This is a genomic window from Serratia sp. CY52157, assembly GCF_052168495.1.
Lineage (GTDB): Bacteria > Pseudomonadota > Gammaproteobacteria > Enterobacterales > Enterobacteriaceae > Serratia > Serratia ureilytica.
Genome location: NZ_JBJNMO010000001.1, coordinates 1,285,970 through 1,309,049, shown reverse-complemented (window position 1 = coordinate 1,309,049; position 23,080 = coordinate 1,285,970). Strand labels below are relative to the sequence as shown.

At 56.6% G+C, this 23,080-nt stretch carries 19 protein-coding genes and 1 pseudogene; 11 read left to right on the top strand and 9 right to left on the bottom strand.

The features are described from left to right. The first annotated feature begins 7 nt into the window (after positions 1 to 7). Together fliE and ACJ8IP_RS06235 are read left to right on the top strand one after the other, a co-directional pair. Positions 8 to 322 carry a flagellar hook-basal body complex protein FliE gene (gene fliE, locus ACJ8IP_RS06240; RefSeq protein ID WP_033643509.1) on the top strand — a complete coding sequence of 105 codons (315 nt, stop codon included), beginning with the start codon at positions 8 to 10 and terminating at the stop codon, positions 320 to 322. A gap of 79 nt (positions 323 to 401) precedes the next feature. Then, positions 402 to 596 (top strand): hypothetical protein, encoded by a 195-nt coding sequence (locus ACJ8IP_RS06235; protein ID WP_033650871.1) that lies wholly within the window; start codon positions 402 to 404, stop codon positions 594 to 596. A 174-nt stretch (positions 597 to 770) separates the two neighbouring features. Here the strand turns inward: ACJ8IP_RS06235 and ACJ8IP_RS06230 are convergent, their stop codons facing one another. Continuing rightward, positions 771 to 1,370: an FMN-dependent NADH-azoreductase gene (locus ACJ8IP_RS06230; RefSeq protein ID WP_033650872.1), complete on the bottom strand. Its 600-nt coding sequence runs from the start codon at positions 1,368 to 1,370 to the stop codon at positions 771 to 773. A gap of 129 nt (positions 1,371 to 1,499) precedes the next feature. Between ACJ8IP_RS06230 and ACJ8IP_RS06225 the strand changes: the two genes are divergently transcribed. Beyond that, positions 1,500 to 2,423: a LysR substrate-binding domain-containing protein gene (locus tag ACJ8IP_RS06225; protein ID WP_442524331.1), complete on the top strand. Its 924-nt coding sequence runs from the start codon at positions 1,500 to 1,502 to the stop codon at positions 2,421 to 2,423. A gap of 45 nt (positions 2,424 to 2,468) precedes the next feature. Here the strand turns inward: ACJ8IP_RS06225 and ACJ8IP_RS06220 are convergent, their stop codons facing one another. The 5 genes from ACJ8IP_RS06220 to fliD all read right to left on the bottom strand — a co-directional run bounded on the left by ACJ8IP_RS06220 (position 2,469) and on the right by fliD (position 7,820). Then, on the bottom strand, positions 2,469 to 3,758 hold the full coding sequence (locus ACJ8IP_RS06220) for a hypothetical protein (protein ID WP_042784808.1): 1,290 nt from the start codon (positions 3,756 to 3,758) through the stop codon (positions 2,469 to 2,471). Between the two features lie 717 nt (positions 3,759 to 4,475). Further along, positions 4,476 to 5,306, bottom strand: a complete 831-nt coding sequence (locus tag ACJ8IP_RS06215) for a helix-turn-helix transcriptional regulator (RefSeq protein ID WP_033650875.1) — start codon at positions 5,304 to 5,306, stop codon at positions 4,476 to 4,478. 308 nt (positions 5,307 to 5,614) lie between these two features. After that, on the bottom strand, positions 5,615 to 5,983 hold the full coding sequence (gene fliT, locus ACJ8IP_RS06210; protein WP_033643504.1) for a flagella biosynthesis regulatory protein FliT: 369 nt from the start codon (positions 5,981 to 5,983) through the stop codon (positions 5,615 to 5,617). Beyond that, positions 5,983 to 6,393, bottom strand: coding sequence for a flagellar export chaperone FliS (gene fliS / locus ACJ8IP_RS06205; RefSeq protein WP_004934758.1), 411 nt, complete (start codon positions 6,391 to 6,393; stop codon positions 5,983 to 5,985). The genes fliT and fliS overlap by 1 nt, the downstream gene beginning before the upstream one ends. Before the next feature lie 26 nt (positions 6,394 to 6,419). Continuing rightward, the gene (fliD, locus tag ACJ8IP_RS06200; protein WP_042784806.1) at positions 6,420 to 7,820 is read right to left on the bottom strand and encodes a flagellar filament capping protein FliD; all 1,401 of its coding nucleotides are present in this window, start codon (positions 7,818 to 7,820) and stop codon (positions 6,420 to 6,422) included. A 281-nt stretch (positions 7,821 to 8,101) separates the two neighbouring features. Between fliD and ACJ8IP_RS06195 the strand changes: the two genes are divergently transcribed. The 7 genes from ACJ8IP_RS06195 to tcyN all read left to right on the top strand — a co-directional run bounded on the left by ACJ8IP_RS06195 (position 8,102) and on the right by tcyN (position 14,091). After that, the gene (locus tag ACJ8IP_RS06195; protein ID WP_042784804.1) at positions 8,102 to 9,169 is read left to right on the top strand and encodes a flagellin FliC; all 1,068 of its coding nucleotides are present in this window, start codon (positions 8,102 to 8,104) and stop codon (positions 9,167 to 9,169) included. A gap of 182 nt (positions 9,170 to 9,351) precedes the next feature. Further along, a complete protein-coding gene (locus tag ACJ8IP_RS06190) occupies positions 9,352 to 10,074 on the top strand; it encodes an RNA polymerase sigma factor FliA (RefSeq protein ID WP_004934752.1) in 723 nt (240 codons plus the stop codon). Between the two features lie 56 nt (positions 10,075 to 10,130). Beyond that, complete coding sequence (gene fliZ, locus ACJ8IP_RS06185; RefSeq protein WP_033643501.1) at positions 10,131 to 10,640, top strand: flagella biosynthesis regulatory protein FliZ; 510 nt, start codon at positions 10,131 to 10,133, stop codon at positions 10,638 to 10,640. A 124-nt stretch (positions 10,641 to 10,764) separates the two neighbouring features. After that, on the top strand, positions 10,765 to 11,757 hold the full coding sequence (locus ACJ8IP_RS06180) for a D-cysteine desulfhydrase (protein WP_033643500.1): 993 nt from the start codon (positions 10,765 to 10,767) through the stop codon (positions 11,755 to 11,757). 115 nt (positions 11,758 to 11,872) lie between these two features. Then, complete coding sequence (gene tcyJ, locus ACJ8IP_RS06175; protein WP_033650878.1) at positions 11,873 to 12,673, top strand: cystine ABC transporter substrate-binding protein; 801 nt, start codon at positions 11,873 to 11,875, stop codon at positions 12,671 to 12,673. After that, positions 12,673 to 13,335 carry a cystine ABC transporter permease gene (tcyL, locus tag ACJ8IP_RS06170; RefSeq protein WP_033643498.1) on the top strand — a complete coding sequence of 221 codons (663 nt, stop codon included), beginning with the start codon at positions 12,673 to 12,675 and terminating at the stop codon, positions 13,333 to 13,335. Before tcyJ ends, tcyL begins: the two co-directional genes overlap by 1 nt. A gap of 3 nt (positions 13,336 to 13,338) precedes the next feature. After that, a complete protein-coding gene (tcyN, locus tag ACJ8IP_RS06165) occupies positions 13,339 to 14,091 on the top strand; it encodes an L-cystine ABC transporter ATP-binding protein TcyN (protein ID WP_033643496.1) in 753 nt (250 codons plus the stop codon). Between the two features lie 312 nt (positions 14,092 to 14,403). On the opposite strand, the gene putA is transcribed toward tcyN, so the two are convergent. Further along, on the bottom strand, positions 14,404 to 18,375 hold the full coding sequence (putA, locus tag ACJ8IP_RS06160) for a trifunctional transcriptional regulator/proline dehydrogenase/L-glutamate gamma-semialdehyde dehydrogenase (protein ID WP_046896608.1): 3,972 nt from the start codon (positions 18,373 to 18,375) through the stop codon (positions 14,404 to 14,406). 571 nt (positions 18,376 to 18,946) lie between these two features. On the opposite strand from putA, the gene putP reads away from it, so the two are divergent. Beyond that, complete coding sequence (putP, locus tag ACJ8IP_RS06155; protein WP_033643494.1) at positions 18,947 to 20,431, top strand: sodium/proline symporter PutP; 1,485 nt, start codon at positions 18,947 to 18,949, stop codon at positions 20,429 to 20,431. Positions 20,432 to 20,441: 10 nt separating this feature from the next. Here the strand turns inward: putP and ACJ8IP_RS06150 are convergent. Next, positions 20,442 to 21,687: pseudogene (locus tag ACJ8IP_RS06150) on the bottom strand (IS3 family transposase). Between the two features lie 109 nt (positions 21,688 to 21,796). Continuing rightward, positions 21,797 to 22,759, bottom strand: coding sequence for a glycosyltransferase family 2 protein (locus tag ACJ8IP_RS06145; RefSeq protein ID WP_049866685.1), 963 nt, complete (start codon positions 22,757 to 22,759; stop codon positions 21,797 to 21,799). Positions 22,760 to 23,080: the final 321 nt, after the last annotated feature.

Below are 23,080 nucleotides of genomic sequence, written 5' to 3'. Positions count from 1 at the left end.
GGACCAGATGGCGATTCAGGGCATTGAAGGGGTACTGCAGCAGATGCAGACCATGGCGGTTCAGGCCGGCAAGATGGGGCAAAATGCGGCGCCGCAGGGCGTCAGCTTCGCCAGCGAACTGACCGCGGCGCTCGGCAAGATCAGCGACACCCAGCAGACGGCGCGCAAACAGGCGCAGGACTTTGAGCTGGGCGTGCCGGGCATCAGCCTGAATGATGTGATGGTCGATCTGCAGAAATCGTCGGTGTCTTTGCAACTGGGCGTCCAGGTGCGCAACAAGCTGGTGGCGGCCTACCAGGACATCATGAATATGCCGGTGTGATGAACGTACCGTCCATTTTTCAGTGAAATTTGGCTTGGCGCCGTTAGCCTATGGCGATGGTTATAGGAGGGATAGGATAATGTGTAAATCGCTGTGCCTTGCTCTGGCCATGATGGCGTTGTCTGGATGCGCCGGCCAGAATGATGACTATCCATCGGCGCAAAAAACGGCGCCTCATCAGGATGCCGGCAAAGACTGGAAGGCGTTTGTCGCGCCGCTGTCGGTGAAGACACAGTCGCCCGGCGAGCGTGAAATGAAACGCGCCGCCCGGTAAGACTGAAGCCGTGACGCCAGTCGATGGACAAAAAAAGCCAGCTATCGAAATAGCTGGCTGAAGGTGCGATAAAACATTTATGTGATGTAGGAGCGCCGACGCACGTTCGAGGTGCATCAACGCGAACATCATATTTGTTATATTATAACAAATCAATGCTGCCGTGCGTTTGCCTCAGCCTGCTAACGCCACGATGCGCTGGTGGGCGCTTGCCAGCCCCTGGTCGCGGCCGTGCGGCTTCATGTCCAGCCCTTCGGCATAGATGAATTGCACGTCGCCGATCCCCATCAGCCCCAGCACCGAGCGCAGGTAGGGCGTTACGGCGTCGGTCGGATGCCCGGCGTGTATGCCGCCGCGTGAACTGAAGACCACCGCATTGACGCCTTCCACCAGCCCCACCGGGTAGGTGGCGGTATAGTTGAAGGTCATCCGGGCGCGGGCCACCAGATCGAACCAGTTTTTCAGCTGAGTCGGCACGTTGAGGTTGTACATCGGCGCCCCGATCAGCAACAGGTCGCTCTCTTTCAGTTCGGCAATCAGTTGATCGGAGAGCGCCACCGTGGCTTTGGCGCGCGGGCTGACATTTTCCGCACCGCGCAGCGCGCTGAACAGCTCGCCGTCCAACACCGGCAGATCCAGCGCCGTCAGATCGTGTTCGACGATCCGATCGTCGTATCCTTTCGCTTTGCGCGCCGCCAGATAGCGGTCAATCAGGTTATTGGTCTGCGAGTTATTTCCCATAATGCTGGATTTGAGAGCCAGTATTTTTTTCATGCTGCTGTCCTCTGACGGTAATCTGTGGTTTTCACCGGGGACTCCGGAATGACTGCAGGTTATCATTGCTTAATGTTCACCAGTGGTGATAGGTTTTCACCTAATTGATTCCATATTGGCAACATTAAGATGAAAAGCGATCTGAGTGCGCTGCCGGCCTTTGTTGCCGTAGCGGAAGGCGGCAGTTTCGCCGCCGCCGCAGAGAAACTGCATCTGACGCGTTCTGCGGTCAGCAAAATCGTGTCGCGTCTGGAGGCGCGGCTGGGCGTAATGCTGTTTATGCGCACGACGCGCAGCCTGAGCCTGACGGACGAAGGCGCGCTGTACTATGAACACTGTCGACAGGCATTGGCGAACGTTCAGGCGGCGGAAAACCAGCTCGACAGCGGCAAGATGCAGGTCAGCGGCCGGCTCAGAGTCTCGGTGCCGGTGCTGTTCGGCCACCTGTGCATTGCGCCCTTGTTGACGGCGCTGGCGAATGAGCATCCGTTACTGACGCTGGAAATCTCATTCAGCGACCGCAGGATCGATCTCGTCGATGAGGGATTCGATCTGGCGGTGCGCATCGGCGAACTGGCGGACAGCGGCAGTTTGGTTGCCCGACGTTTGGGCGAACACGGCATGCTCCTGTGCGCGTCGCCCGACTACGTGCGGCGCTGCGGCGAGCCGAGCACGGTGGAAGCGTTAAGCCGGCATCAGGCGGTGGGGTATCTGCACGCCGGCGCCGTGCTGCCGTGGCAGCTGCGTGGCGAAAACGGTGAGCTGCAATCGTTCAGCCCCCCGGCCAAGATGATGATGGATGATATGCAGGGGATCGTCGATGCGATATCCGCCGGCGCCGGCGCCGGCATTGCCTGGCTGCCGGAGTGGCTGGTGAGCGAGCGGCTGATGGCGGGGACGTTGGTGGAGATCATGCGCGGTGAGTCCAACCTTAGTTTCCCGGTCAACGTGGTGTGGCCCTATATGCCTTACCAGCCGCTCAAGGTGCGGCTGGCGGTGGACAAACTGGTGGCTGAGCTGCCGATCAGGCTGACGCGAACCGCGATAACCTGAAATTTGCATGTATCGGCAAACATTAACGACAGGCGGACGTTGGATTTACTTGCTGTGCGGCGAACTCAGCGCCGCAGGCTGTGTTTTCCCCGTTAATAAACAACAGAATATGAGCACCCAGATGAACCCGCAAGAGTAGTCGGGGTTGGCAGCACAAGAGCCTAAAAATGCCGAGAAAAGCATGAATTTAAGCACTGAATGGGCCTCGCTGCCGATAATGTTTCTTTGGGAGCGAATAATCTTGGATATGATAAAACCGACTAATAGGAACGACCCTATTACCCCAAAGTTAGCAATGAGAGAAAGCGCGAGAGATGAGATTCGCACGCTGCCGATGCCAGCTCCCAGCCCAAATGTATTGTACATAATTTCAAGAGCATTGTAGTTGGAGGCAGAACGGACGAGGTTAGAGACCGTTTGCGCTTTTTTATCTGCATACGCTGTTATTTTATCCAGGAATAAAATAAAAGTGAGCTTTGAAACAATGATGAGTGAAATTGAAAATAGAACTTTCTTTACCAGATTGAAACGCGGGCTGAAAATGAATGTGCCACACAGTGATGTAAGTAGGGTGAAATAACCTGATGTAGAGCCATTTTTAATCAGGAAAAGCATCATTAAGATAGAGAGCAGTTTCAATCGGAATCCCTTGGCCATCAAGAGAGGGACTATCGTTGCGCCGATGAAAATACCGGCGAATGAAGGCTCACCAAAGGTGCCGCTCAGTCTGGAGTCGAAAATAGCATTGGCATTATGCATACTATTATACATTATAACCTGTATAGCATGCGCGACCGGTCTGGCCAGAAGCCAGACTAAGCAGTAAGCGGAGAAGACCAGCGTAGTGAAAATGATGACTCTTAGTGCATACTCTGCCGTTATTTCATGGCGTTTTACATAAATAACATACAACGTCAATAGGTTTAGAGTAATCAGCGCCAGTTGTTTAACATTGTTGTTCCCCCATATAAGCGAGAAGCCTTTATTTGCATAGTTAGCTTCAAAGCTATAAGCAGAGGAGTAGACTCTCATTCCCTCAAATAGATGGGTGAAGGCATAAGTAGTGAACCAAAATAGTATAATCAACGCCAAGGATTGAATAAAGACCCTGTGCTTGATGTTCAACACGGACTCACTGTCCTTGGAGGTGAAAATAAACCTTATAATCAACACTAGTTCAATGAAATAAAATACAGGCAGGCTATTATTCCCTGTATTGATAATAGCGCTTGATTGAAATATTGAAGCCAGTATCAGCAGGGCAAAAATAGTTCTGTGGTGTAGGAAAAAAGTGGCGAAAGCAAGAGCCAGCCAAACAAAACTTAATATGTTCACATTATATTCCCTAAATTACTTATCCTGTGTACCATCACCTGGCTTAAGATTTAATTAGTTATAAAAAGCAGGGAGGCGCGCGATATCTTACTTCACCAGGCTGGAAAAATCCATCATTAATAACAACATATTCATAGGGTTATAGAGTATGTTAAGTAGTCTGCGAATGATTGGATAGGTTCGCTAATGATTTTGGCCGATGGGGCTCGCCAGAAAGACCATGAAATAGGGAGGCGTGTTCTGATGATGTGAGCGCAGAAAGAGTACTGATGAGTGATTGATTAGATTTTCTAATTAAAGTTCGCCAAGAGCAAGTGACCATTGTAATGATTCATAAAGAAGCCACATAAGGCATGTTGTGAGAATCAATGTTTCTGCCACAGACTTTAATTTTTCGATGAAGGTGCTTTTTCGTCGCATTTTAGGTTCGCTTTTATGTTGCCCATTTGTATGAAGTGGCAGTATAGCAGGCGCATTTTAGGGGCTCGTTAAAATAAGAAATTCCTTAATAATGTGATGGTAAATTGAGCAGTGGTTTGGGGGCATCAATAAGTAGGCTCCGGCGGAACCGAACATCCTGGAAAGGTGCCCGCGTCGCTGTCGGGACGCTGAGGGGGAATTTATCGGTGAGAAGGAATTATACAGACTCTCCCGTTCCCCCCTGCCTCTCCTGGTTGATCTGGGTGAGACAATAATTGATTAACCGGCCCCATAAGTCTATTCGATGGCCGGTTCCATAATCCTTTGGTGGCCGCGAATGGCGGTAGGCGCGAAACCGAAGCGTTTGCGAAAACGTTCGGCGAAACGCGACGCGCTTTCATAACCCACATGCTGCGCGATGGCGGAAATCGGCCAGTCGGTCGATTGCAGCAGGGCCAGCGCGCTGCTCATCCGGACGTCGATCATCAGGTTGCGCAACGCGGTGTTTTCCATCGACAGTTTGCGGCGCAACATCACTTCACTCATCGACAGGCTCTCCGCGACTTTGGCCGCCGTCCAAATGCTGTGCGGATCGGTCGCCAGGCAGCGACGCACCCGCTGCGTCAGATCCTTGGCTTCGTTGTGAATAAAGCGAATGCCGAATTGGGCCAGCCACAGCAGAATTTCCAGCATTTTGTGCCGCACGATGATGGTGGGAAAGCGTTGCCGCAGCGTCAGCGCCAGGCCGGTGGTTTCAAAACTGTGCTTTAGGGCGCAGGGCAGATTGCGCAGCGCCAGGACGGCATCGAACGGCATCGCCGCCGGCGTTTCCTCGGCCGGAGGTTGGACGGTGAGCAACAGGGGATCGCAGGTCAGCAGTTGGCAACTGAATACGCCGTCTTCGGACGGGCCGTTAATAATGTCCACCGTTTGCCCGCCGTCGATAATCAACAGCTCGCCGGGATGAGCGACCACTTCGTGTTGTTGCCAGCGTACGCGCTTATGGCCTTGTTGTATCAGATACAGATGTGGTTGCTCAAAATAGACTGAAGGGAATAATAATTCAGTATACTGAATGATGTGCGCTGAGGCGCCAATTCCAGGACAGAGATTAATTGTACGTTCCATCGATATTCATTTCGCAGCCATTATCTGGGAATATCTTTACGCTTTGATCCGCGCTGGAGCAACATTTTTCCATGGGCCGTGAAACACAGCGGCGAGTTTTATCTATCAAAAATCAATTTCCTGATGAACAGAAAACGTCCGTGTCGGGATGATGTTTATCCATTAAAGTGAGAGCCAGGCTCGAAGTGCGCATTTTACCAATTACCCATAAACTGAATAATTCAAATGCCATAGATTAATATCCTAACGTAACCCGAGGGTAATAGCGCATAGTGCTATTTAATCCATTTTCGTCAGTATTGTCGATCTTATCGGACCTGTGGCTCTCCCAGCAGCAGCGCGCGGTCATGAAACTGGCCGTAGGTGTTGTTGACCACGTTTTGGCGCGTTGACTGTTCAATAAGCGTTTTCAGCTCATCCATCCGTTGCTGCAACAGACGTTTGAGCTCGGTTTCGTTGTCGAGGATCTGTTGCAGCTTATTGCGCAACATCTCCTGCAACGCCATGGACGGGCCGGCTTGCCCGGTAAAGGCGGCGGTTTTTTCCACCGCCGTCACGTAGGCGAATTCAAGCTCGACGAGCTCTTCCCAGCGCCCGGTTTGCGCCAGCGCGATCATCTGGCTGCTCAGGGTGTAAATTTGTTGATAAGCGGCTAACAGCTGCTGTTGACGTTCCATTACACGGCGTCCTGCGAAGGTTGGTAGTTGGGGCCGATCTGGCGCCAGGCGTCGGCGATGTTTTCCAGCAGTTTGACCACCTCGGCAATCGCCGCTTCGTCGTTGTGCAGATTGGCCTGCATCAGGCGACGCTTCATATAGTCGTATAACGCCGCCAGGTTTTCGGCGATCTCGCCGCCCTGCTGAGGATCGAGGCCGCTTTTCAGGCCGTTGTCGATGATGTTGATGGCTTTGGAGAGCGCCATGCCTTTGCCGGCGATATCGCCCTGGTTCATCAGGATGCGTGCGCGAAGCAGGGCGCTGAGCGCCCCGTCGAACAACATCACGATTAACTGGTGCGGGCTGGCGCTCATGGCGCCGCTTTCCAGACTGACCTGTGCATAGGCCTGAGTGCCGCTACGGTTATACATGCTGTTTTCTTTGCCTTGTTAAAGGGTTACTTGAACTGTTGAGCCAAATAGTTACTGGTGCCGTTCATTTTCGACATCATGGTATCCAGCTGAACGAACTGTTGTTTATAACGATCGATGGTGTTTTGAATGCTGGCCGTGACCGTGGTGATCTGGCTGTTCAGGCGATCGAGGTTAGTGTTGATGCTTTTGGTCGAGTTCTCGATGATGCCGCCGGATTTGATGTAGTTCTGGATCTCGTTGTGGATCTCGGTGGCCATGCCGGTGTCTTTGCCGTTACCGACGAAGAAGTTGCTGACCTGATCCGGCTTCTCATCCATCGCTTTCTTCAGCTTGGCGCTGTCGATTTCCAACTTGCCGGTTTTGGTGTTGGTGGAAATGCCGAGGTTGCCCAGGCCTTTCAACTCCGGGTTGTCCTGGGCGGCGCTCAGCGCGCTTTTGATCGACGACTGAATGCCGCGCAGGGTGTTGTCGCCCAGCAGCGGGCCGTTGGTTGGGTTTGGCGCTTCGCCGGTTTTCACCGGGGTGAACTTGGACAGCGAGTTGAAGGTGTCCAGCAGCGAGTTATAGCTGTCGACCCACTCTTTGATCTTGTCGGTGGTGCCGGCGGTGTTGGTGCTGATCACCAGGTGTTGCGGTTCATCGGTTTTGGTTTTGGTTTTCAGATCGATGGTGACGCCCTGCAGGGCATCGCTGATCGAGTTGGTGCTGCGTTTGATGGCCGTGCCGTTCACCATCAGCTCCGCGTCCTGCGGCGCGACCGTCTGCTTCATGGCGGTGGTGGTGCCGCGGGTGGCGTTGTAGTTCAGGATATCGCCCAGTTTGTCGTCATTGTCGACCTGGAGGGAGATCTTGTTGTTTTCGCCGGTGGTGGAAGAGCTGATCGCCAGCTGGTAGTCGTTGTCGCCGACGCGCATGATGCTGGCGGTGACGCCGGCCTTGGCGCCGTTGATGGCGTCGCGCATCTCAACCAGCGAGGTTTGATCGTCGCTCAGCGGGATTTTGGTGGCTTTCGGCGGGTTGCCGGCGGTGATGGTCAGGGAACGGTCGGTGGCGCCTTCGGTGCCTAACTTGGCGCCCTGGTCGCTGACTTTCGCCTGAGTGGTCAGGGTTTGCGCCTGCGCCAGGTTCTTCACTTCCACCACATAGTTGCCCGGCACCGCCTTGGCGTTGGTGGTGATCTTGAAGGCGTCGTGTTCGGTGGCGGTGGTGGCCTTGAAGAAGTCCTCTTTCGCCATCTCTTTGCTGAGGTTGTCGAATTTTTCCAACGCGCCCTTCAGCGTGCCGTAACCGGTCAACTGGGCTTTATAGCTGGATTGTTTGGTGGTGTAAGGGGTCAGGCGCTGTTGTTCCGCTTTGGTCAGCTTGTCCAGCAGGCCATTGAGGTCGAGTCCTGAGCCGAGACCTAATGAACTGATCGTTGCCATGGGTAATTCTCCTTGATTATGACTTTATTCGCTTTACGCGTTATCGGCCCAGTGATGAAAAAGTTTACCGAAAAAAACAAAAAACCGATGGCGCAATAGAAGAGGGAAAAACCGCGTTATTTCCGCCATTGCGGCGGACGCAAAAAAAATTAAAAAAATTCTAAAGGTTGTTAGGGGAGGGCCGATACCTGAGGGGACGGTGGTTGACGCCGTGGGCAAACAAGCCCGAACCTTTTAACTGTGTTGCGAAGAACGCAACTGACTCGTAAGGAAAGCAAACAATGGCACAAGTAATCAACACTAACAGCCTGTCTCTGATGGCGCAGAACAACCTGAACAAATCTCAGTCTTCTCTGGGCACTGCGATTGAGCGTCTGTCTTCCGGTCTGCGTATCAACAGCGCGAAAGACGATGCTGCGGGTCAGGCGATCTCCAACCGTTTCACCGCTAACATCAAAGGCCTGACTCAGGCTTCCCGTAACGCCAACGACGGTATCTCTCTGGCGCAGACCACTGAAGGCGCACTGAACGAAGTTAACGACAACCTGCAGAACATCCGTCGTCTGACCGTACAGGCGCAGAACGGTTCTAACTCCACCAGCGACCTGAAATCCATCCAGGACGAAATCACTCAGCGCATGTCGGAAATCAACCGTATCTCCGAGCAGACTGACTTCAACGGCGTGAAAGTGCTGAGCAGCGATCAGAAACTGACCATTCAGGTTGGCGCTAACGACGGTGAAACCATCGATATCGACCTGCAGAAGATCGATTCTGGCAAACTGGGTCTGACTGGTTTCGATGTAACTGAAAAAGGCACCAAAATTGGCTCTGCAGTTGCCGATAAAGCCATGGTTAAAGATGACACCGGTAAAGATGTTGCTTTCGACCTGGCTGAATCTTCCAAAGCTGGTGGCGCTTTAGAGAAAGCGACTCTGGTTTCCGGTAAAGACAAAGACGGTAAAGAAGGTTACTACATTCAGACTACTGATGCAGCGACTGGCGCAAAAACCTACGCCACTGCGAAAATCGACGACAAAGGCGTTGTAACCAAGGGTACTGACGTTACTGACGTTAAAGATCCACTGGCTACCCTGGACAAAGCGCTGGCACAGGTTGACGGCCTGCGTTCTTCCCTGGGTGCGGTACAGAACCGTTTCGATTCTGTTATCAACAACCTGAACAGCACCGTGAACAACCTGTCCGCTTCTCAGTCCCGTATTCAGGATGCTGACTACGCGACCGAAGTGTCCAACATGAGCCGTGCCAATATCCTGCAACAGGCTGGCACCTCTGTTCTGGCACAGGCTAACCAGTCAACTCAGAACGTTCTGTCCCTGCTGCGTTAATCGTCTCTCCCGATTAACTGTCGCAAAGAAACCCCGCTTCGGCGGGGTTTTTTTATGCTCGCGCACCGCGCGGTTATTACATGGCGCAAATAAAGCCCGTTTTGTGCGACTGTTCAGCCGATTGGCATTTCGCCCCCTACGCATAATAGCGCTGACTCTCTTATCCGCAGGTTTAAGACATAGTGAGCGATCTGTATACCGCCGAAGGCGTGATGGACAAAAATTCTCTCTGGCTGCGCTACGTCCCATTAGTGCGCCACGAGGCGCTGCGCCTGCAGGTCAGGTTGCCCGCCAGCGTGGAGCTTGACGACTTGCTGCAGGCCGGGGGAATCGGGTTATTGAACGCCGTTGAGCGTTATGACGCCCTACAGGGAACCGCCTTTACCACCTATGCGGTGCAGCGCATTCGCGGCGCGATGCTCGACGAGCTGCGCAGCCGCGACTGGGTGCCGCGCAGCGTGCGGCGCCACGCGCGCGAGGTCGCGCAGGTGATGCGGCAACTGGAACAGCGTTATGGCCGGCCGGCGAGCGAGACGGAAGTGGCGCAGACGCTGAATATCTCGCTGGATGAGTACCGTCAAATTCTGTTGGACACCAATAACAGCCAGCTTTTCTCTTACGACGAATGGCGCGAGGAGCATGGCGAAAACGCGGAACCGATGCTGGAAGGGCATGAAGAGGCCAACCCGCTGCATCACCTGTTGGAAGGTAGCCTGCGCCAGCGAGTGATCGACGCCATCGAGGCGTTGCCGGAGCGCGAAAAAATGGTGCTGACGCTGTATTACCAGGAAGAGTTGAATCTCAAAGAGATCGGCGCCGTGCTGGACGTCGGGGAATCCCGCGTCAGTCAACTGCACAGTCAGGCGATCAAACGGCTGCGTGCGCGGCTGGCGAACGATACCTGACGGCGGGCTGCCGCCCCCTCAACTCGATGACTCATGCGACAATCGGACTGCCCCTTATGCCAGGAATACTGTTGAAGAAACGGCCGCTTAGCCGTTACCTGAAAGATTACAAGCACAGCCAGACCCATTGCTCCCAGTGCGGTAAATTGTTGGACCGCATGGCGCTGGTGTTTCGCGGCAAGATAATCAATAAAGAAGCCATCGCGCGCATGGATCAGCCGATCGACGATGCGGTCTGGCAAAACGTGCAGCATGAGCTGACCGCACTGTGCCGCTTTTGCAGCGAGATTTCCTGCAACAGCCACCCGAGCTATTTCGACATCATGGCGTTCAAGCAGTATCTGTTCGAACAGACCGAGATGAGCCACAGCACCATTCGCGAGTACGTGGTGCGGCTGCGCCGGCTGGACGAAATGCTGGTGGCGCGTAATTACCCGGCGGACAAGTTCGCCAACTGCGCCAGCCATCAGCGCATTATCGACGATCTGCCTACCGCAGCGCACAACAACTACCGCATTGCGCTGCGCAAATACGATCAGTATCTCGCCTGGCAGCGCAGCTACTGAGATTTTCCCCGGCCGCTGGGCCGGGGTCTGCGGATCCCCCCGTGATAAAGGATGATTATTCAGTTCACATCTGCTAAATCTATCGGTTATCAGATGTTGATACTCGATTCCCTGGGGGGAAGTAGTGAACCTGCAACAACAACTGGCGCAATTTCCGCGTCTGGATCTGGTTGGCGTCGCCACGCCGCTGGAAAAGCTGTCCCGTCTCTCCGATTATCTCGGCCGTGAAATCTACCTTAAACGTGACGATGTCACCCCTATGGCCCTGGGCGGCAACAAGCTGAGAAAGCTTGAGTTTCTGGCTGCCGATGCGCTGAGGCAAGGCGCCGATACGCTGGTTACCGCCGGCGCCATTCAATCCAATCACGTGCGCCAGACGGCGGCGGTGGCGGCGAAACTGGGCCTGCACTGTGTCGCGCTGCTGGAAAACCCTATCGATACCCGCGCGGAAAACTACCTGACCAACGGCAACCGCCTGTTGCTCGGCTTGTTCAACGCCGAAGTGGTGATGTGCGAAGCGCTGCACGATCCGCAGCAGCAGCTGGCGGAGCTGGCGACGCGCCTCGAGGCGCAGGGCTTCCGGCCTTACGTGGTGCCGGTGGGCGGCTCCAATGCGCTGGGCGCGCTGGGATACGTGCAGTGCGCATTGGAAATCGCCGAACAGAGCCAACGCAGCAACGTGGCGTTCAGTTCGGTGGTGGTGGCGTCCGGCAGCGCAGGCACCCACGCCGGGCTGGCGGTGGGGCTGCAACAGCTGCTGCCCGAAACCGAGTTGATCGGCGTGACGGTCTCGCGCACCGTGATCGATCAGTTGCCGAAGGTGGAACAAATCCAGAAAGCCCTGGCCTGTTCACTGAATATCGACGAACTGGCGCCGATCGCGCTGTGGGACGATTACTTCGCGCCGCAGTACGGCATGCCGAATGAAGAAGGCATGGCGGCGGTGCAGCTGCTGGCGCAGCAAGAAGGGGTATTGCTGGATCCGGTATATACCGGCAAAGCGATGGCCGGTTTGATCGACGGCATCGCCCAGCGGCGTTTCCGCGACGAAGGGCCCATCCTGTTCGTTCACACCGGCGGTGCGCCGGCGCTGTTCGCCTACCATCCGCAGGTGTAAATGCCGCTTGTTATTCCATTTTGAACTATATTTATAAAGTTATATTCCTTTATGCGGGCGGTCGCACTGTTAAAGTGCTGATATCAAAAAAGATAAATAACACACAGGGGTGTTTATGATGTTTGCGAAAGTTCGTCGTCAATGGTTGTTGGGCGTGGTGGGTATTGCGTTGGCCGCCGGTGTGACGACGCAAACCTACGCCGCCGATAACCTGCTGCAGCAGGTGAAACAGCGCGGCACGCTGATCGTTGGGCTGGAAGGCACCTATCCGCCGTTCAGCTTCCAGGGTGAAGACGGCAAATTGACCGGTTTCGAAGTGGATTTCGCCAACGCGCTGGCGCAACATCTGGGCGTGAAAGCCAAGCTGAACCCGACCAAGTGGGACGGCATGCTGGCGTCGCTGGAGTCAAAACGCATCGACGTGGTGATCAACCAGGTGACAATCTCCGATGAGCGCAAGAAGAAATATGACTTCTCCACCCCTTACACCGTTTCCGGCATTCAGGCGCTGGTGAAAAAGGGCAACGAAGGCACGATCACCAAGCCGGAAGACCTGAAGGGCAAGAAGGTCGGCGTTGGCCTGGGCACCAACTATGAGCAATGGCTGCGTGCGAACGTGCAAGGTGTAGACGTGCGCACTTACGACGATGATCCGACCAAGTATCAGGATCTGCGCGTCGGCCGTATCAACGCCATTCTGGTGGACCGTCTGGCGGCGCTGGATCTGGTGAAGAAAACCGGCGATACGCTGGCGGTGGCCGGCCCGGCATTCTCCCGCCAGGAGTCCGGCGTGGCGCTGCGCAAGAATAACCCAGAGCTGCTGGCCGCGATTGACCAGGCGATCGCCGAGATGCAAAAAGACGGCACGCTGGCGAAGATCTCCGAGAAATGGTTTGGCGCGGACGTAACTAAATAATGCACGAAAGTATTCAACTGGCGCTGGATTCAGCGCCATTTTTATTGAAAGGCGCCATACTGACGCTCCAGCTTAGCCTGGGCGGCATGGCGTTCGGCCTGTTGCTTGGTTTTCTGCTGGCGCTGATGCGCCTTTCGCCGCTTTGGCCGCTGTCGTGGCTGTCGCGCATTTACGTATCGCTGTTCCGCGGCACGCCGCTGATCGCCCAGCTGTTTATGATCTACTATGGTCTGCCGCAGTTCGGCGTTGAATTCGATCCCTTCCCGGCGGCGCTGATTGGCCTGTCGCTCAATACCGCCGCTTACACCTCAGAAACGCTGCGCGCGGCGATTTCGTCGATCGATAAAGGGCAGTGGGAAGCCGCCGCCAGCATCGGCATGACCCGTTGGCAAACTCTGCGCCGGGTGATCTTGCCGCAGGCGGCGCGCACCGCCTTGCCGCCGCTGGGCAACAGTTTTATCGGCCTGGTGAAAGACACCTCGCTGGCCGCCACCATTCAGGTGCCGGAACTGTTCCGCCAGGCGCAGCTCATCACCTCGCGCACGCTGGAAGTGTTCACCATGTACCTGGCGGCATCGCTGATTTACTGGGTGATGGCGACCCTGCTTTCCGCACTGCAAAACCGTCTGGAAGCCCACGTTAATCGCCAGGATCAGGAGTAGCGCATGAGTGCCATTGAAGTTAAGCAATTGACCAAGCAGTTCAAGGGTCAGACGGTGCTGCATGGGATCGATCTGGCGGTTGACGCCGGCGAAGTGGTGGCGATCATCGGGCCGAGCGGTTCCGGGAAAACCACCTTGTTGCGCTGCATCAACCTGCTGGAGGAACCGGATTCCGGCACCATCCGCGTCGGCGATATCCGGATCGACGGCAGCAAGCCGCTGAGCAAACAGAAAAATCAGGTGCGCGCGCTGCGTCAGCAGGTCGGTTTCGTGTTCCAGAACTTCAACCTGTTTCCGCACCGTTCGGTGCTGGAAAACATCATTGAAGGGCCGGTTATCGTTAAAGGCGAGGCGAAAGCCAGCGCCGAACAGCGCGCTCGCGCGTTGCTGGCCAAAGTGGGCCTGAGCGGCAAAGAGGCGGCTTATCCGCGTCGGCTGTCCGGCGGGCAGCAGCAGCGGGTGGCTATCGCGCGCGCGCTGGCGATGCAGCCGGAGGTGATTTTGTTCGACGAGCCGACGTCGGCGCTCGATCCCGAGCTGGTGGGGGAAGTGCTCAATACCATGCGCTCACTGGCGGAAGAGAAACGCACCATGGTGATCGTCACCCATGAGATGAGCTTCGCTCGCGACGTGGCCGATCGGGTTATCTTTATGGATCACGGCCGCATCGTCGAACAGGGCCCGGCGAAAGCGCTGTTCGCCAATCCGCAGCATCAGCGCACCCAGCAATTCCTCGACAAGTTCCGGAATCAATAAGGCGGCGGGGGCGTTTCCCCCGACCGCATTCACTCCGCTTTCAACCATTCGTTTCGCGCGGCGGCGGCGAGAAATCCGCTGCGGCTGCCGTATCCCGGATATTACCGAACCCGAAAGCCAATGCGTTTCGTAGCGCTCTGACGCGGCTTTCAAGCAGAGTAATCCATCGTCCATGAGCGACGCCCCACCCTGTAAGGATAACAAGACGCTAACGGCCGATCGGCCTGCGGACAATAAAAAACCCTGCACGAGTGCAGGGTTTGCCTAGCGGTAAGCCTATCAGGCTGCAACGCGTGCAGCCTTGAGGATGCGTTAACCGATGGTCATCAGGCTGGCGTTACCGCCGGCAGCGGCGGTGTTGACGCTCAGGGAACGTTCGATCAGCAGGCGTTCCAACAGGATGTTGGTTTCACCGTGGGCGAAGCCCTGCACCGAGACGATGGCGCCGCCGCGCTGGGCGATCTGCTCGCACAGGGTGCGCAGCTGGTCGGCATCGCCGTGGTAGATGGCGGCGTCGAACTCGACCTTGTCCTGCTGCCAGTCTTTGCTGAAGGCGATGCGCGCCTGCACATCGTTCGGCAAGCGGCGGAACAGATTGCGTTGCAGTTCCGCTTCCGGCCACAGCGCGCAGCTGCCAACCGCCAGCACGGCGGCCAGCTGGATCAGCGCGTCGGTTTCGTTATCCGCCAGGCACAGCACGCGTTCACGCGGCAGCAGGGCATAGGTGTTGCGCTCGCCGGTCGGGCCCGGCAGCGGACGTACGGTGCCGCCTTGGCCCAGTTCCGCATAACGTTGCGCCAATGCCGCCAGTTCGCCTTGTTGGCTGGTGACCGCCCACTTCTCCAGCGATTGCAGCGCGCCCAGCAGCTGCGGCCGCGCGGTGGCTTCCATCGGGCGCTCTTCGTCCTGGCGGTGCAGCGTACGTTGCAGCGCGTCGTCCGGACGGTTGGCCAGCAGACGGTACAGGTACAGCGGGCCGCCGGCTTTCGGGCCGGTGCCCGACAGGCCTTCGCCGCCGAACGGCTGCACGCCGACCACTGCGCCGACCATGTTGCGGTTGACGTACAGGTTGCCGACCTTGGCGCGTTCGGTCACCCGGGCGATGGTTTCATCGATACGGGTGTGAATGCCCAACGTCAGGCCATAACCGGCGGCGTTGATCTGATCGACCAGCGCGTCCAGATTGTTGCGCTGGAAGCGCACCACGTGCAGCACCGGGCCGAAGATCTCTTTCTGCAGCTCGTCGAAGCTGTCGAGCTCGATCAGCGTCGGCTTGATGAAGGTGCCGCGCGCCCACTCTTTCTCATCCTGCGCGCTGCCTTTGGCGGCCTGGTACACCTTGCGGCCTTTGGCGCGCATTGCCTGGATGTGGCGTTCGATGCCGGTTTTGGCTTCGGCGTCGATCACCGGGCCCACGTCGGTGGACAGGCGTTCCGGGTTGCCCATGCGGCATTCGGCCATCGCGCCGCGCAGCATTTGCAGCGTGTGCTCGGCCACGTCTTCCTGAATGCACAGGATACGCAGCGCGGAGCAACGCTGCCCGGCGCTGTCGAAGGCGGAGGCCACCACGTCGGTCACCACCTGTTCGGTCAGGGCGGAGGAGTCGACGATCATGGCGTTCAGGCCGCCGGTTTCGGCGATCAGCGGCGTCGGACGGCCTTGCGGATCCAGACGGCCGGCGATGCTGCGCTGCAGAATGCCGGCGACGTCGGTGGAGCCGGTAAACATCACGCCGCGGACGCGGGCGTCGTTAACCAGCGTTGAGCCGACGGTTTCACCCTGGCCCGGCAGCAGCTGCAGCACGCCTTGCGGAATGCCGGCTTCCAGCAGGATACGCACCGCCTGCGCGGCCACCAGCGGCGTTTGCTCAGCCGGTTTGGCCAGCACGCTGTTGCCCGCCGCCAGCGCGGCGGCGATTTGGCCGGTGAAGATCGCCAGCGGGAAGTTCCACGGGCTGATACAGACCACCGGGCCCAGCGGGCGGTGGCTGTCGTTGGCGAAATCGTCGCGCACCTGGCCGGCGTAGTAGTGCAGGAAATCGACCGCTTCACGCACTTCGGCGATGGCGTTGTTGAAGGTTTTACCCGCTTCGCGCACCAGAATGCCCAGCAGGCTTTGCAGTTGGCTTTCCATCAGCTCGGCGGCACGTTCGAGGATCGCGGCGCGCTCCGTCGGCGGTGTGGCGAACCAGATTGGGCCGGCGGCCGCGGCGGCGTCGAGCGCGCGGCTGACTTCGCCTTCGGTGGCTTCACGCACGTAGCCGACCACATCGCCCGGCTCGGCCGGGTTGATCACCGGCTGTTCGACGCCCTGATCCAACTCGGCGTCGATGATCGGTTCCGCGCGCCATGGATGGCTGGCGCTGGTGAGCAGGGCGCTGGACAGCGAAGCCAGACGCTGTTCGTTGGACAGATCCAGACCGCTGGAGTTGGTGCGCTTCTCGCCGTACAGCTCGCGCGGCAGCGGGATGCGCGGATGCGGCAGGCCAATTTGACCTTCGCTGGCCGCCAGCGCTTCCACGGCGCTGACCGGATCGGCCACCAGCTCGTCGAGCGGCAGGGTGGCGTCGGCAATGCGGTTGACGAACGAGGTATTGGCGCCGTTTTCCAGCAGGCGGCGCACCAGGTAAGCCAGCAGCGTTTCATGGGTGCCGACCGGCGCGTAGATGCGGCAAGGGCGGTTCAGTTTGCCGTCGGCCACTTTGCCCACCACCTGTTCGTACAGCGGTTCACCCATGCCGTGCAGGCACTGGAACTCATACTGGCCAGGGTAGTAGTTGTTGCCGGCCAGGTGATAAATGGCGCTCAGCGTATGGGCGTTGTGGGTCGCGAACTGCGGATAGATCAGGTTCGGCACCGACAGCAGCTTGCGGGCGCAGGCCAGATAGGAAACGTCGGTGTACACCTTGCGGGTGTAAACCGGGTAGCCTTCCAGGCCGTCCATCTGGGCGCGTTTGATTTCGCTGTCCCAGTAGGCGCCTTTCACCAGACGGATCATCAGGCGACGGCGGCTGCGTTGCGCCATGTCGATCACTGCGTCGATGGCGAATGGGCAGCGTTTCTGGTAGGCCTGAATCACGAAGCCGATGCCGTTCCAGCCGGCCAACTGCGGTTCGAAGCACAGCTTCTCGAGCAGATCGAGCGAGATCTCCAGACGGTCGGCCTCTTCGGCGTCGATATTGATGCCGATATCGTACTGGCGTGCCTGCAGGGTCAGCGACAGCAGGCGCGGGTAAAGCTCTTCCATCACGCGTTCGTACTGCGCGCGGCTGTAGCGCGGGTGCAGGGCGGACAGCTTGATGGAGATGCCGGGGCCTTCATAGATGCCGCGGCCATTGGAGGCTTTGCCGATGGCGTGGATAGCCTGCTGATAGGAAACCAGGTAGGCCTGGGCGTCGGCTTCGGTCAGGGCGGCTTCCCCCAGCATGTCGTAGGAGTAGCGGAAGCCTTTTTCTTCCAGTTTGCGCGCGTTGGCCAGCGCCTCGGCGATGGTTTCGCCGGTCACGAACTGCTCGCCCATCAGGCGCATCGCCATGTCCACGCCTTTGCGGATCAGCGGCTCGCCGCTCTTGCTGATAATGCGGTTCAGCGAGCGAGACAGATTGGCTTCGTTATGGGTCGACACCAGCTTGCCGGTGAACAGCAGGCCCCAGGTGGCGGCGTTGACGAACAGCGACGGGCTGCGCCCCAGGTGCGAGTGCCAGTTGCCGTTGCTGATCTTGTCGCGGATCAGGGCATCGCGGGTCGGTTTGTCCGGAATGCGCAGCAGCGCTTCCGCCAGGCACATCAGCGCCACGCCTTCCTGCGAGGAGAGGGAGAACTCTTGCAGCAGGCCTTGCACCATGCCGGCGCGGCCGTTTGCACTTTTTTGGTTACGCAACTTCTCGGCGATGCCGTAGGCCATTTTGTGAGTGGCCTGTGCAAGATCGGCGGGTAATCGCGCCTGTTCGAGCAACATCGGCACCGCTTCGGTCTCCGGGCGGCGATACGCGGCGGTGATGGCGGCGCGGGTCACCGACTGCGGCAGAATTTGTTCGGCGAAATCGAGGAATGGCTGGTGTGACTCTTCCTGCGCTTGCGGCATAATGTCGTCCGCTTCAGGCTGGCCCGCTGCGGCCAGCGCTGGAATTTCAGGAATATCGGTACCGCTCTCGAGACGCTCGAGGTAATTAAAGATGGCCTGCTTGATGAGCCAGTGCGGCGTGCGATCGATGCGCTGCGCGGCGCTCTTGATCCGGTCGCGTGTTGCCTCGTCGAGTTTCACGCCCATTGTGGTAGTGCCCATGCCTGTCCAACTCCTGTGTTTAGAACCTATCCCATCAGGCTAGACAAACAGCAGGCCGGAAAGCCTGTTGGGATAGGTTCGTGAGATGTGTGGTGTCAAGAATGCAGACAATATCCTGCATGTTGCAACTTTGTGCAACCTTGTTAAATCAGGCGGATGAGCGAAGTGTGAGTTTCATCGATTTTTTAACACGGGCAGTTGGCACGAATGTTGCGTTATTGAGCGAACGCGGCGGGGTTAATGATGCCCCAAGCGCTTTACCTTGCGGTATATAAGGGTAATGGCAGGGTGCAACTCATTTTGCTTGTCGTGAGTGCAACCTTTGAGCCCGGTAAATGTGACGCAGGGTAAACTTTGTGTAACTTTGTTGTTAAATATCTTGTTGGTTGATGAAAGGCTCATCTAGGATAACCGACGGTCAACAATTACGGGCAGAAACTATTTTACCTGCACTTGCTCGCAGGCTGCGCCACGTTCCGGCGCGGCGGCCAGTGAAATGCATTGCGCGTGGGTTTACCGGCGCCGGCTTGGCCGGAGCGAAACGCGAATAATAATGAAAGTGGAGAATTAAATGACAATGAGCACACCTATGCTGGTGACCTTCCTGGTATACATTTTCGGGATGGTGCTGATCGGCCTGCTTGCCTACCGGGCAACTAATAACTTTGATGACTATATTCTCGGCGGCCGCAGTCTGGGCAGCGTGGTGACCGCGCTGTCCGCCGGCGCTTCCGACATGAGCGGCTGGCTGCTGATGGGCCTGCCGGGCGCCATCTTCCTCTCCGGCATCTCCGAAAGCTGGATCGCCATCGGCCTGACCATCGGCGCTTACCTGAACTGGAAGCTGGTGGCAGGAAGGCTGCGCGTGCATACCGAAGCCAACAACAATGCCCTGACGCTGCCGGATTATTTCACCAGCCGTTTTGAAGACAACAGTAAGCTGCTGCGGGTGATCTCGGCCATCGTCATTCTGGTGTTCTTCACCATTTACTGCGCCTCCGGCATCGTGGCCGGCGCGCGTCTGTTCGAAAGCACCTTCGGCATGAGCTACGAAACCGCCCTGTGGGCCGGCGCCGCGGCGACCATCCTGTATACCTTCATCGGCGGTTTCCTGGCGGTGAGCTGGACCGACACCGTGCAGGCCAGCCTGATGATTTTCGCGCTGATCCTGACCCCGGTGATCGTGATCTTCGCCGTCGGCGGCATCGATACCTCGATGCTGGTGATCCAGGCGCAGAACCCGGCCAACCTCGACATGCTGAAGGGGCTGAACTTCGTCGCCATCCTGTCGCTGCTGGGTTGGGGCCTGGGCTACTTCGGCCAGCCGCACATCCTGGCGCGTTTCATGGCGGCGGATTCTCACCGCACCATCCGCAGCGCGCGTCGCATCAGCATGACCTGGATGATCCTGTGCCTGGCCGGCACCATCGCCGTCGGTTTCTTCGGTATCGCTTACTTTGCCAATAACCCGGATCAGGCCGGCAACGTGTCGCAAAACGGCGAGCGCGTGTTCATCGAACTGGCGATGCTGCTGTTCAACCCATGGGTGGCGGGCGTGCTGCTGTCGGCGATTTTGGCGGCGGTTATGAGTACCCTGAGCTGCCAGCTGCTGGTCTGTTCCAGCGCAATCACCGAAGACCTGTACAAAGCGTTCCTGCGCAAAGGCGCCAGCCAGCGTGAACTGGTGTGGGTCGGCCGCGTCATGGTGCTGGTGGTGGCGTTGGTCGCCATCGCGCTGGCGGCCAACCCGGAGAACCGCGTGCTGGGCCTGGTGAGCTACGCCTGGGCCGGTTTCGGCGCCGCCTTCGGCCCGGTAGTGCTGATCTCGGTGATGTGGTCGCGCATGACCCGCAACGGCGCGCTGGCCGGCATGTTGGTCGGCGCGGTGACGGTGATCGTCTGGAAACAGTACGAATGGCTGGGCCTGTACGAAATCATCCCGGGCTTCATCCTGGGCTGTCTGGCCATTGTGGTGGTGAGCCTGATGGGCCGCCAGCCGTCTTCCACCATGACCGAACGTTTCGATCAGGCGGAAGCCGAGTACAAAACGGTATAACTGACGATGACTAGTCCTGATATAGGTTGACACTTTTCAGCCGGATAACGCCCGATGAACCTCATCGGGCGTTTTGTATTTCAGCGACAGGTGCGGCCGCCGCGTGTTGTACAAGTTCACCGACTCCCTGACCATCTTTCTTGCCTGCGCGATATCTTCTGGCCTGCCGAGCAGGTATTCCGTTTTGAGTATCCCGTTTATCCGTTCCGCCAGCGCGTTCTGATAACAGTCATACCCGTCCGTCATCGAGCAGGTGATGCCATATCTCTGATGTAACGCCTGATATTCCTGTGAGCAGTACTGGATACCCCTGTCCGAGTGGTGCACCAACGGCAACGCCGTGCGTCTGCCGGCCAGTGCCATTTTGAACGCGCAGGCGACATGCCGGGTATGCAGACTGTCATGCACATGATACCCCACGATTTTTCTCGACCAGGCATCCGTTACCAGGCTGACATACGCCGTCCCTGTTCTCAGCGGCAAGTAGGTGATATCCGCCACCCATACCTGTTCCGGACGGCTGGCTATGACCAGGTTGTCCCCCGCCTTCAGCAGGTTGGGATGACGATAAAAACGATGATGGCTCTGCGTCGTCTTGTGATATGCCCGTTTAGGCATCACCAGTAACCGCGCGCAGCGCAGGATACTGAACAGCCGGTCGCGCCCCACATGCAATGCCGGTTCGGGGCGTTGCCGCAACAGGTGATGCAGCTTACGTGTCCCCAGCCGGGGCTGGTGCAAGCGGATGGCCGTCACCTGTTCGACGAGATGCCGGGTCTGCTCCTCTTTGCCTGCTTCACGCTGCAGGGACTGATACCACGCTTGTCGGCTGATGCCCATCCATCGGCAGGCCCGCGTTACTGTGAGTCCCGGTACTTGTGTTTGCGCGATAAGGCGGTTAGCTGCTTTTTTGTCAGCGTGGCGCCAAAGTCGGTGTTCATCACTTTGACGACAGCCTCGAAGAACTGGGCTTTGACTTCAGATTCAGCCAGTTGCTGCTCAAGTTCTTTAATACGCTGTTCGGGCGTCAGGGGGAGTTTGGGCATATTGTCTCCGCACGTTCTGGTGGAAGGAGAAGTCCGCCAGTCAAGCTGACCGTATTTGCGCAGCCAGTTCATGACGGTTACGTTGCCCTGGATACCATAACGGTCTGTGGCCTGACGGCAAGTCATTTCGCCTTTTTCGACCTGTTCGACGACGGCCAGTTTAAAGGATAGAGAGTAATCGCGTTGTGTGCGTTTAATATACTGGTTCATCACATTTTCCTCTGTGCGTGAGTAAAATGTGTCAACGCTATTCAGGACGGGTCACGATAAATAACGAGGGGCGCCCACGGCGCCCCTTTTTTTGACCCAGCCGCAGGCATTACCCTTTAAAGAAAGTCACCATGCGTCTTAATGGTGAGGTCATCTTCCAGGATGTCGAGTTGCGCAGCTCATCGATTTCTCGTTTCAATCCCGCTACCTCACCAGACACAATGTCATTGTGTTTGATGAGTTCACCCTTCAGGTCGGCGATAATGTCGCTATTGGTGTACTTGAAACAATCGACCATATGACAAATGAACTTATTGTATTCGTCCTGCACCTGATTGGCATTGGCTGGAGGATGATTAATCAGTTCGATGATACAGTTATAGTAGCCGTTGATATGTTCATCGCCTTTCTTTTGCGTCATTACTGAGCCATGCCGCACGCGGCGTAAATAGAATTTTTCATTGACACAATGAACGGTAATATCATTTTCAAGCAGAAGGCGCGTAGTGAATATGTTGTCTTCATGTACGATGCCATTTTTGAACTGGATGTTTTTTAAAGCTTTTCTGCTGGATATGTAAAGGCAAGGACTGACGATGTAATTGCCGAGATTAACAGCTTGCTGAAAAAAATGCGTACCGGAGCAGGTGAAATTACTCAATAAACCGTTTCTTTCATACTTTGGGTTGAATCTCTCAGCCAGTTTTTCATCGTCGAAGAAGACGGAAGACTCAAAGAAGACGACGTCACTTTGGGTATCCTTTAATATGTCAGTCAAACGATCCAAGGCATTGTCGGCGAGCTTGTCATCGCTATCCACAAAGATCACATAATCACCTGATGCAGCGGCAAGCCCCGTGTTTCGGGCCGCCGATTGGCCTTGGTTTTCGGTATGGATCACTTTAATGCATGGTACATCGAAGCTATCCAGTATCGTGCCGGTTTTGTCGGTTGAACCATCGTTGATCAAGATGATTTCAATTTTCTCATGATCGTTTTGCAGTAAGGATCTAACGCATTCACCAATGTATTTTTCCGTGTTAAATGCCGGAACGATGGCGGATATCTTCATTTTCACTCCATTTTACTCGCTGCAGGCTCGCCTCATGCCGGTTAACCAGGTTCTGACGGCAGGATTAAATCGTTTCCATGTCGATCATGATAAGTTTGCTGCCACACCGTTTCTGTGTTGCTCATAAGGAACAGAGCCGGCATATTCCTCAGGTTTACCGTGTCAGGGCGGGGTATTTCACTCACTGCAGTATATCATGGCTCTTCATGAACGTTCTGCGCTCTCCGCCTTGTAACACCTGGCGACATTTGATTAGAAAAAATCACGCTTGCGCCTCTTGTATTTCTTTTTGGCAGAATGATAATCACTCTCGTTGTATTT